Annotated in this window: 9 protein-coding genes; 7 read left to right on the top strand and 2 right to left on the bottom strand. The window is 39.9% G+C overall.

The features are described 5' to 3' along the window. Positions 1-388 precede the first annotated feature (388 nt). The 4 genes from Q1R07_RS13815 to Q1R07_RS13800 all read left to right on the top strand — a co-directional run bounded on the left by Q1R07_RS13815 (position 389) and on the right by Q1R07_RS13800 (position 4,243). Positions 389-982, top strand: a complete 594-nt coding sequence (locus tag Q1R07_RS13815; RefSeq protein WP_300491369.1) for a Crp/Fnr family transcriptional regulator — start codon at positions 389-391, stop codon at positions 980-982. Positions 983-1,185: 203 nt separating this feature from the next. Continuing rightward, positions 1,186-1,977: an alpha/beta hydrolase-fold protein gene (locus Q1R07_RS13810; RefSeq protein ID WP_300491367.1), complete on the top strand. Its 792-nt coding sequence runs from the start codon at positions 1,186-1,188 to the stop codon at positions 1,975-1,977. Positions 1,978-2,147: 170 nt separating this feature from the next. Continuing rightward, the gene (locus Q1R07_RS13805) at positions 2,148-2,585 is read left to right on the top strand and encodes a GNAT family N-acetyltransferase (RefSeq protein ID WP_300491365.1); all 438 of its coding nucleotides are present in this window, start codon (positions 2,148-2,150) and stop codon (positions 2,583-2,585) included. Positions 2,586-2,647: 62 nt separating this feature from the next. Further along, positions 2,648-4,243, top strand: coding sequence for a L,D-transpeptidase family protein (locus Q1R07_RS13800; RefSeq protein ID WP_300491363.1), 1,596 nt, complete (start codon positions 2,648-2,650; stop codon positions 4,241-4,243). On the opposite strand, the gene Q1R07_RS13795 is transcribed toward Q1R07_RS13800, so the two are convergent. Beyond that, entirely contained in the window at positions 4,232-4,942 is a 711-nt protein-coding gene (locus Q1R07_RS13795; RefSeq protein ID WP_300491362.1) for a murein L,D-transpeptidase catalytic domain family protein, read from the bottom strand. The genes Q1R07_RS13800 and Q1R07_RS13795 overlap by 12 nt on opposite strands. 200 nt (positions 4,943-5,142) lie before the next feature. On the opposite strand from Q1R07_RS13795, the gene Q1R07_RS13790 reads away from it, so the two are divergent. Together Q1R07_RS13790 and gpmI are read left to right on the top strand one after the other, a co-directional pair. Continuing rightward, positions 5,143-7,563 (top strand): DUF5916 domain-containing protein, encoded by a 2,421-nt coding sequence (locus Q1R07_RS13790; protein WP_300491360.1) that lies wholly within the window; start codon positions 5,143-5,145, stop codon positions 7,561-7,563. Then, on the top strand, positions 7,560-9,092 hold the full coding sequence (gene gpmI, locus Q1R07_RS13785; RefSeq protein ID WP_300491358.1) for a 2,3-bisphosphoglycerate-independent phosphoglycerate mutase: 1,533 nt from the start codon (positions 7,560-7,562) through the stop codon (positions 9,090-9,092). The genes Q1R07_RS13790 and gpmI overlap by 4 nt, the downstream gene beginning before the upstream one ends. 28 nt (positions 9,093-9,120) lie before the next feature. Here gpmI and Q1R07_RS13780 read toward each other — a convergent pair whose 3' ends face one another. Then, on the bottom strand, positions 9,121-10,395 hold the full coding sequence (locus Q1R07_RS13780; protein WP_300491356.1) for an acetyl-CoA hydrolase/transferase C-terminal domain-containing protein: 1,275 nt from the start codon (positions 10,393-10,395) through the stop codon (positions 9,121-9,123). A 125-nt stretch (positions 10,396-10,520) separates the two neighbouring features. Between Q1R07_RS13780 and map the strand changes: the two genes are divergently transcribed. Next, positions 10,521-11,339 (top strand): type I methionyl aminopeptidase, encoded by an 819-nt coding sequence (gene map / locus Q1R07_RS13775; protein WP_300491354.1) that lies wholly within the window; start codon positions 10,521-10,523, stop codon positions 11,337-11,339. The last annotated feature ends 7 nt before the right edge of the window (positions 11,340-11,346 follow it).

The raw sequence follows: 11,346 nt of genomic DNA, 5'->3' as shown, positions 1-11,346 counted from the left end.
GCTCGAACTCGCGACAACCAGCTTGGAAGGCTGGAGCTCTACCAACTGAGCTACTTCCGCTTTTGTGAGTGCAAATATAATTAATAATTTTACTCCCCTGCAATTTTTTTCTAAAAAAAATTAAAATCGGCAAAGGTCGCTTTCGGACATTGTTTCGACAGTTTAAAACACCCGACAAAACAAGGCTTCGCGCCGAACCGCACCATTCTTATTTTCAATTATTTAAGTCAATCACTATTCAAAAAGGCATTTCAAACCACACCAATTCCCTATTCGGTTGTATCAAAAAATAGTTTAAAAAAACATCAAAAAATAAAAAATGGCGGTCAAAAATCAGTTGCTTTTTTAAAAATACTGTCCCTTGATTTTGTAATTTAGTGCTATCAAAATGGAAAATACCCCAAATCGTATGCCTGTAAGTTCTTTCCGCTCCAATCTTGAAAGTACCGCCATTCTAACACCCGAAAGTATTGCTTTATTGGAAGCACTTTGCCACGAAAGCAGCATTTCCAAAAACAGTTCGCTTTTAACCGCGGGTAGTATTCCAAAACACTATTACTATGTGGTGAAAGGTCTTTTTGTTTATTATTTTCTGACGGATAACGGCGAAAAGGTTATTAAAAAATTCTTTCCCGAAAATACATTTATCGCGTCGGCATCGGCATTGCTAACACAAACGCCCGGTCATTTTTCAATAGAGGCATTGGAAGACAGTATCGTTTTATCCATTCCGGCCGATCGTTTTAAAACATTAGTAGCAGAACGACACGACATCGCACTGTTTTACATTAATTATCTGGAAAAAAACTGGATTATCGAAAAAGAGATGCTGGAGATTTCCGCAAAATCCGACGATGCCAAAGTGCGTTACGCTATCTTTCTGACTTCCTATGCTGCGATCGTACCAAGGCTCAAACAACATCATATCGCTTCCTTCCTCGGCATTACACCCACTCAGTTGAGTCGTATCAAACTAAAATAAAAATCCGGCCTCAACATATGTAACTGTTTTTCTTTTTTATTTCGGATACTTTTGCCCGATTACAGTACACCGAAATAAAAAAATAAAGCCTGATATTTGAAAACCCGTTAAAAATCATTCAACCTAAAAAAGTAACTACCTATTATATGAAATACCTCTTAAAAAATCTACTACTAGTATGCTTTCTACTACTCGCTACTAATATGGCTGTACAAGCTCAGGATAAATCTTTAATCATTGGAAAAGCGGATGTTTTATTTTCTAAATTTTTAAATGAAAACCGAAACATCAATATTACACTTCCGGAAGGATATCACGATGATCCTAACGCAAAATACCCGGTAATTTATATTCTTGACGGTGGTATGGAAGAGGATTTTATACATCTTGCCGGAATCGTACGCTTCAGTTCCCAATCGTGGGTGAATCGGCTACCCGGTTCCATTGTGGTTGGAATTGAAAACACAAACCGAAGAAGAGATTTTACTTTTGCCGTAACCAACACCGATTTTATCGAAAAAGAAGGTTTTAAAAAGAGTAGCTTTCCGCAATATGGTGGCTCGCAACACTATATGAATTTCCTTGAAAAAGAACTACAACCGTATATAGCGAAAAACTACCGTACCAACGAGCAAAAAACCGTTATCGGAGAATCATTGGCCGGATTAATGGCTTCCGAAATTTTAATCAAACGTCCGCAGTTGTTTAGCAATTATATAATCATCAGTCCGAGTTTATGGTGGGGCGAACAAGCTTTATTAAAAAATGCCGGAACGTTGCTGTCTAAAAATTTAAAAAATCCGGTTACGATCTATATTGGCGCTCCAAGTAAAGCCGAAGATCTGAGAATGTATCAGGAAGTAGAATCGCTATACCAGACCATCAAAACGCATCAAAATGCAAAAGTAATTTTCGACTATATGCCAGACGAAACACACGCTACGGTTATTCATCAGGCGGTTTACAATGCTTTTAAAATGCAGTCCAAAAAATAAATTCCCCGGCTTTATCGCCATTCAAAATGTTGCATAGGAATACTTTTTTGACACCATTTTAAAAAAAATAGTTTTTTCGAAGCAACTATTTCATTTTTCCTGCATCTATGTTATAATTATATTATGTGTCAAAATAATTATATTGTCTGAATTTATTCAGAAGAGCAAAAATGGTTTTCGTAAAAAAAATCAACAGTAATACTACTTTTCAGGTACGTCAGCCGGTTTTACGACCGGGTAAGCCTGTAGAAAGTTGTATTTTTGAGGGAGACGATTTGGAAACAACTACACATTTGGGGTTATACAACAACAGTAAACTCGCTGGAATTGTTTCCATTTTTGCCTCCTGCCACAAATTATTTCCTCAGGTTGGGCAATTTCAGCTCCGGGGAATGGCAGTTTTGGACGAATTCCAAAAAAAAGGATATGGGGAACGCCTTGTTAGCGAAGCAGAATGCTGTATAAAAGAACAGAACGGTTCCCTTATTTGGTTTAATGCGCGGGAAGCTGCTGTCGATTTCTATAAAAAAATGGGATATGAAATTGTCGGTGATGCTTTTGACATTCCAACAATCGGCATACATTTTGTTATGAGGAAAATGGTATAAAAACCTACACGTTTTTTAGTTTGCTATTATTTTCGTAACTTATAGAATAAATTTATATGACTATGTTGCAACGCTACTGTCTATTATTGGTTCCCATGTTTCTTTTTGGCTGCAAAAAGGAACCGGCTGCTATTGCAGACAAACAAATTACACACAAAGACACGGTAAAAGTGGCACCGCTTGCTTTTCCCGAAGCCATTGCAATTGATTCCACTTATTTTGCCAATAGTTCGGATGTCGTAAAGCAATTCTACAAAAACAACCTGTATAAAACCGTATGGACACTGGAAAAGGATCGCACCGCCTTGAGCGAATCCATTAAAAACAGTGAACTGGACGGCTTGAATCCGGACGATTACAACTTTGGTGCGATTACTGAGCACGACAACAATCATAAAAATCTGGCCGAAAAAGACCTGATTGCGAATGATATCCTTCATACGGAAATCTTCTATAAACTGGCCAGTCATTTGTACAACGGCAAACTGGAACCGACCAAATTATATTCCGACTGGGATATGTATCCGAAAGAAATCGACCTTAACCATAAATTACAATATGCGCTAAAAAATCATACCATTCTGGAAAGCCTGGATTCGCTAAAACCAAAGCATATCGCCTATTTAAGGCTAAAAGATGCACTTCGCAAAATCGAAAGCATGCCGAATGACAATCTTAAAAATATTGCTGTTAAGGACAAATTGATTCCCAACGATACCAATGCGGCTATAATCGACGTTAAAAAGCGACTGGCCTATTGGGGCGACTATAAAAAACCGGATTCCCTGACAAAAGTTTACGACGATAAAACACAGTCGGCTGTAAAAAAATTCCAGAAACGACACGGCTTAACACCCGATGGCGTAATCGGAAAAGGAACCGTAGCCGCGATGAATCTTTCGAAAGCACAACGAAAAAAACAAATCATAGCCAATCTGGAACGTTGGCGTTGGTTCCCTAGGGATTTAGGCGAAAGCTATGTGATTATTAATATTCCAGATTTTAATTTATACCTGGTTAACGACAACGATACGATCCAGAATCACCGGGTGGTTGTGGGACGTGCCAAAAGACGTACGCCGGTATTATCGTCAAAGTTCAGTAATTTGGTGATCAATCCTACCTGGACGGTTCCACCAACTATCTTAAAAGAAGACCTGACACCGTCGGCGAGCAGAAACCTGAATTATTTTGCCTCAACCGGAATCACCATTTACGACATGAAAGGAAATGTGGTTAGTCCGGAAAACTGGAATTCCAGCAAATCCAACAATTATCGTTATGTCCAAAAACCGGGATCGAATAATTCTTTAGGATTGATCAAATTTAATTTTAGCAACAAACACCTGGTTTATCTACATGACACCAATCACCGGGATTTTTTTAAACTCAATAACAGAGCGTTAAGTTCGGGATGTATTCGTGTAGAAGATCCATTTAAATTGTCCGGATTTATTCTGGAGAAAGAAGAAAACAACTGGAGTAAGGAACGTGTGGATAAAATGATTGCGTCTAATAAAACGCAAAGTATTGTATTGAAAAAACCCACCTTTGTGCATCAGCTGTATTGGACAGCATGGATGGACAAAGACGGGCTTCAATTCAGAAACGATATTTATGATCTTGATTTCGAACTCTACGCCAAGTTACGAGATTAGTTTTGATTTATTCTCGTAATTACGTGACGGGTGATAAATAAAAAGACACGATTGATCTTTTATTAAATTGATAATTTCTTTGTGAAGGGCAACCGGAACGGCAGGACATCCCTGACTTCTTCCCAATCGGCCTTGTTTTGAAATAATGTTTTCATTGGCATAATCAGCACCATGCATTACAACGGCACGATTGCGTGCATTGTCATTGATACCGTATTCCAATCCATCCAAACGCAAAGACATTCCGTGTTTGCCCTGGTAAACTTCACCGGTAGCATAAAAACCTAAACTGCTCTTAAAGGAGTTGTTTTCGTTAGAAAACTGCGTAGCAAATTCGTCACCGCTGTTACGTCCGTGCGATACTACCGATTGCAGTAAAATGGTGTTGGTAGCCATGTCGATCACCCAAAGTCGTTTTTGAGCGGAAGACAAACTAAAATCGATTAAAGTTAAAATATCTTTTTTGATAAGCCCTTGTTCCTTCAACTGGTAAAAACCTTCCAATGCTTTGGAAAAACTTTCCAGTTTTGGCATTGCAAACGTCTGTGGATTGAGCGCTGTGTATAAATTTTTAACTTTTAATTCAAACGAAGCTTTCGCGTTGGCCGCTACTAACTTTGGTGGGTCTGTTTCCTTTGTGCTTAGTGGTTTAAAAGACAACAAAAAAAGGAACAAAACCGGCAAAACTCTATAAGCCATTGATACTCTATTAATTATATTACTGTGTGTCGAGCCCAAAAATATAGATAAATTTTAAACAACCAAATGTTTTTTATCATTTACCCCCTAACTTTAACATTTTAATTCCGTTTTATCACATTTTAACATTTAAAACAACATTTATTCTTACAAAACAGAATTAAAAAAAGTATATTTGTTAATTTCAACTCAAAAATTAAATGAAAAACGTAATTTTCTTCGTTTTTATTGCCATAAATGCAACATTTATTTTCGGACAGGAGGTTACACCCGATATTCAAAATAAAAAAAGATTAAAGGCTTCACTACTTAAAAGTCCCATTGTTGTCGATGGAAAACCCGACGAAAACGAATGGAAAAATGCGGAAACTGCAACCGGTTTTATCACGTTCCAACCCGATAACGGTAATCCCGCGCCTTACGAAAAACGAACCGAAGTAAAGGTTTTATACGATGACGACGGTATTTATATTGCCGCCTTTCTGTATGATGATCCATCTAAAATTGTAAAAGAAATCACCGAAAGAGACAAATTCGGCACTTCCGACTTTTTTGGTATTTTTATTAATGGTTATAACGACGGACAACAGGATTTTCGCTTTTTTGTAAGTACCGCCGGAACACAAATGGATTGCATTGCCACCGAAAGCGGTGAAGATTATTCCTGGGATGGCATCTGGCATAGCAATGTTGAGTTAACCGATTTTGGCTGGACGGTTGAAATGAAAATTCCCTACGCCGCCTTGCGTTTTTCCGAACAAAAAGAACAAATATGGGGCGTTAATTTTTTTAGAGAAATCCGCCGGGATCGCCAGAAATTTACGTGGAATCGGATCGATAATAAGATCGGAAATACCATTACGCAAGCCGGGATTTTAGAAGGAATCCGCGATATCAAACCGCCTACCCGACTGTTTCTGATTCCCTATTCTTCCTATTATGTAAACAACAACAAAGCCAGCGGCACCAATACCGAGTTTAAAGCCGGAATGGATATCAAATACGGGATCAACGATTCGTTTACACTGGATGCGATTCTTGTACCGGATTTTGGGCAAACCGCCTTCGACAATGTCGTCCTGAATCTTGGCCCGTTTGAACAGCAGTTTAATGAAAATCGACCCTTTTTTACCGAAGGTACCGATATGTTCAACAAAGGAAGCTTACTGTATTCCCGTAGGATTGGCGGATCGCCGTCTACTTCACCGGATGTTGGCGAAAATGAAGAAATACAACAATATCCGTCACGGATTAATCTGATCAATGCGGTTAAAATTTCCGGTCGGACATCAAAAGGGCTTGGAATTGGTGTGATGAATGCAGTTACCGAAAAAGCCGAAGCGACCATCCGAAATTCCGAAACCGGAGCGATCCGATCTGAAGTGGTCGAACCTTTGGCCAACTATAATATTCTGGTACTGGATCAGCGATTCCGGAAAAATTCATCCGTTTCGGTAGTCAATACCAGCGTAATTCGCGAAGGTGCTTTTCGGGATGCCAATGTGAGTGCTTTGCTTTTTGATCTGAATACCAAAGCCAACACCTATAATCTTTCCGGGAATGTAAAGTTTAGTCACGTTACCGATTTCGGTGAAATTAAAAACGGGTATACCGCCTATCTGAATTTTGGAAAAACGAGCGGTAATTATCGCTTTAGCACCAATGCCAGTTATATATCGGACAAATACGACATCAACGATTTGGGCATCATTTTTATGACCAACTACCACAACTTTACTTTTAATGGCAGTTACCGTATTCTGAATCCGAATAAAACTTTTAACACATTTAAAGTCAGTACAATTGCCTATACCGAACTGGAAAATGTGACCGGAAAACCGCAGGAAGCTTCGCTGGAATTTAACCTGGAAACTACCGATAAAAAGAATCATTATTTCGGAGCCGGCTTTTTAGTATCACCGTTTGAAACCTTCGATTTTTACCAGCCACGCAAAGACGGACGCTATGTATACAATCCAAAATATATGTTTAACTGGGTTGATATTTCCACCAATTACAATTATCCTTTTGCTTTGGATGCCAATTTGTTTGTGGATTTTTACGATCAGGACAAGCGTCGTAATTTCGGAATCCGGATTAGTCCGCGGTACCGTTTTAGCGATCAGTTTACATTGATTTACGCGATAGACTGGAACCGACAAAATAACGAAAAAGGCTGGGTCGATTTTGATGCTGATCAGATCATCTTTGCCAATCGTAACCGGAATACGATCGAAAATACCGTAACCGGAAAGTTTTCAATTAACAGCCGAATGACCATCAATCTGAAGGCGCGTTATTACTGGTCGTATGCCGAAAATCTTACTTTTCTTACGTTAACCAACGATGGTTATTTCCTTCCCAATACGGTCTATAATGAGAACCAAAACTCCAATTTTAAAATCTGGAACTTCGATTTATCCTATTCGTGGTGGTTTGCTCCCGGTAGTCAGTTGTCAATTTTGTACCGCAACAACGCAATTCACACCGAAAGACGCTTAAATAAAAATATTATTGATAATTTAGAGCACACTTTAAGCAACAATCTTAACAACACACTATCAATTAGTTTTCGCTACTATATTGATTACAACAATGCCAAAAAATGGTTCAAAACATGAAAAAGAAAGTTATTTTAATGATTCTGGATGGTTGGGGAAAATCACCCGATCCTAAAGTTTCAGCAATCGACAATGCCAACACGCCTTTTATTGACAGTCTTTATACCCAATATCCGAATGCTTCGTTACGTACCGATGGTTTAAATGTCGGACTTCCGGAAGGTCAGATGGGAAATTCCGAAGTGGGCCATATGAACCTTGGTGCCGGAAGAATTATTTACCAGGATCTGGCCAAAATCAATCTGGCCGTTCAGAACAAAACGTTAAATAACGAAAAAGAAGTACAGGCGGCTTTCGAATATGCCAAAAAGAACCATAAAGCGGTTCACTTTTTAGGTCTTGTTTCCGATGGTGGTGTGCATTCCCATACGTCTCATTTAAGAGGTCTTTTGGATGCCGCTCAGGAATCGGGAGTGCAAGACGTTTTTGTGCACGCTTTTACCGATGGTCGTGATGTCGATCCAAAATCGGGTGCCCGATATATCGAAGATCTTGAAAATTACCTGCATCGATCCAATGCCAAACTAGCCTCAATCATTGGACGTTATTATGCTATGGATCGCGATAAAAGATGGGAACGTATCAAAAAAGCATATGATCTTATCGTAAACGGACAAGGAACACCTTCTACCAATCCGGTATTGAGTGTTTTGGCCTCCTACCATAACAATGTGACCGACGAATTTATCGAACCAATTGTTATTGTTGACGAACAACAACAGCCGATTGCGACGGTAAAAGACGGCGATGTGGTGATTTTCTTTAATTTCAGAACCGACCGCGGACGTCAGTTAACCGAAGTCTTATCGCAAAAAGACCTACATGAGCAAAACATGCACAAACTGGATTTGTATTATGTAACGATGACCAATTATGACGATACCTATAAAAATGTTCACGTCATTTACGATAAGGAAAATATTACCGAAACGCTGGGAGAAATCCTGGAGAAAAACCATAAAAAACAAATCCGGATTGCCGAAACGGAAAAATATCCGCATGTTACGTTTTTCTTTTCCGGTGGTCGTGAAGAACCTTTTATAGGCGAAAGCCGACTCTTATGTCCGTCGCCAAAGGTGGCTACCTACGATCTGAAACCGGAGATGAGTGCCTTCGATCTTAAAGATGCGCTAATTCCGGAATTGCAAAAAGGAGATGTGGATTTTGTTTGTCTAAATTTTGCAAATGGCGATATGGTTGGCCATACCGGTGTCATGGAAGCTGCGATTAAAGCCTGTGTAGCCGTTGATCGTTGCGTAAAAGAAGTCATCGAAACGGCTTTGGCAAACGATTATACCACTATTGTAATTGCCGACCATGGTAATTGTGAAACCATGATCAATCCGGATGGTACGCCAAATACGGCACACACTACCAATCCGGTTCCGATTATTTTAGTGGATAAGGAATTACAATTCATCGATAACGGTATTTTAGGTGACATTGCTCCGACCATACTGGAGTTAATGGGTATCGAAAAACCGGCTGCGATGACACAACATTCGCTTTTACATCCGATTCAAAAATAGAAAAAGCTCCATTCGGAGCTTTTTTATTTTATTTGAAATGACTGAGTTCATAATAGGCCTTGTCAATCCATTCCCGGTGATCCGGATGCGCAATTTTTACCAGTTCGTCCGAACGTTGTTTTAGCGTTTTCCCGTATAAATCGGCGATACCGTATTCCGTAACCACATATTGCACATGCGAACGGGTTGTCACTACTCCGGCACCCTGTTTTAAATACGGTACGATACGACTCTCCCCTCTTTTCGTTACCGATGGCAATGCAATAATCGCTTTTCCGCCTTTACTGAGTGAGGCACCACGAACAAAATCCATCTGACCGCCAACACCCGAATACATTTTAGCTCCGATCGAATCGGCGCAAACCTGTCCGGTAATGTCTACTTCTATCGCTGAGTTGATCGCGATCATTTTAGGATTTCTACGGATTACCGAGGTGTCATTTACATAGGATGATTCCCGCATTTCGATAAACGGATTGTCATTTACAAAATCGTATAACCGTTGCGAACCAATTAAAAAGGTTGCTAAAGCCCGTCCGCGGTTAACCCCTTTAAAATTACAGTTGATCACATCATTTTCAATAAGGTCGATCACACCATCCGAAAACATTTCGGTATGCAATCCCATGTTTTTATGGTTTACCAATTGCGCCAACACGGCATTTGGTATGGAACCAATTCCCATTTGCAGCGTACTTTCGTCCTCAATAAGCCCGGCTACGAGTTCCCCGATTTTAGCTTCAACCGGACTAATCTCTTTCGAGCCATGTCCGTGAATCGGTTCATTTACCTCAACCAGATAATCGATTTCCGAAACATGTAGAATCCCATCGCCAAAGGTTCGCGGCATATTCGGATTGACCTGAGCGATCACTATTTTGGAATTTTCTACCGCGGCAATCGACGCTTCTACCGAAACACCTAACGAACAATATCCATGACTATCCGGCGGTGATACATGAATAAAAGACACATCCAACGGGATAACACCTTTCCGGAACAAATGTGGCAATTCACTTAAAAACACCGGTGTATACGATCCGTTTCCGGACGCTATGGTATGTCGGACGTTCTGCCCTATAAAAAAGGAATTAACGTGAAAACTTGCTGCCAGTTCCGGGTTCGCGTAAGCCGCTTCTCCTTCGGTATGCAAGTGGCATAATTCTACATTTCTCAGTTCGGATGCCCGCTCGGCCAACGCTTTAGTCAAAACCGTTGGCGTGGCCGCTGCCGCCTGAACGTATATACGATCGTTTGACTTTATTACTTTAACAGCTTCTGCTGCCGTTACATATTTGCTCATACACTTTACTTTTAGGTAAAATTAAACTCAGAGAAGTTACGAAAATATGATAAAACTCATACCTGCATTTCAATTAAAAAATAATCAACAGAATATTGTACTTTTGCAGTCTGAAAAATAACGTTATGATTATTCCTAAAACAAGAGAAGAAATAGAATTAATGCGTGAGAGTGCCCTGCTGGTTTCCAAAACCTTAGGGATGATTGCGGGCGAAATCAAACCCGGTATCACTACGCTTCAACTGGATAAATTAGCCGAAACTTTTATCAGGGATCACCAGGCAATCCCGGGATTTTTAGGATTATACGGATGTCCGTCGACCTTATTGACCAGTGTAAATGACCAAGTTGTCCACGGTTTACCAACCGACCGACCGATTCAGGAGGGCGATATTGTTTCCGTTGACTGTGGTGTTATTAAAAATGAATTTTACGGAGATCACGCCTATACTTTCGAAATTGGCGACGTTGCTCCCGAAACGAAAAAACTACTTCAGGTTACCAAAGAATCCTTATATGTAGGTATCCGTGAATTTAAAATCGGAAACCGTGTGGAAGATGTTGGAAATGCGATTCAGAAATATGCCGAAGGTCATGGATACGGAGTGGTTCGCGAATTAGTAGGTCACGGTTTAGGACGTAAAATGCACGAAGAACCGGAAATGCCAAACTACGGTAAAAGAGGTCGCGGAAAACTTTTTATAGAAGGAATGGTTGTTGCCATCGAACCGATGATCAATATGGGAACCCGAAATATCAAATACCTGAAAGACGGTTGGACTATTTCGACCCGCGACGGAAAACCAAGTGCGCATTTTGAACACGATGTTGCCATAGTAGACGGAAAACCGGAATTATTATCCACTTTCCAATACATTTATCAGGCATTAGGTATTCAATCCGACGAAGAAAACGAATTCCGAAAACAAGCTTTAGCACTTTAAAACAAGA

The sequence above is a fragment of the Flavobacterium sp. genome, assembly GCF_030146175.1.
GTDB lineage: Bacteria > Bacteroidota > Bacteroidia > Flavobacteriales > Flavobacteriaceae > Flavobacterium.
This window is presented reverse-complemented; position numbering and strand designations above follow the sequence as displayed.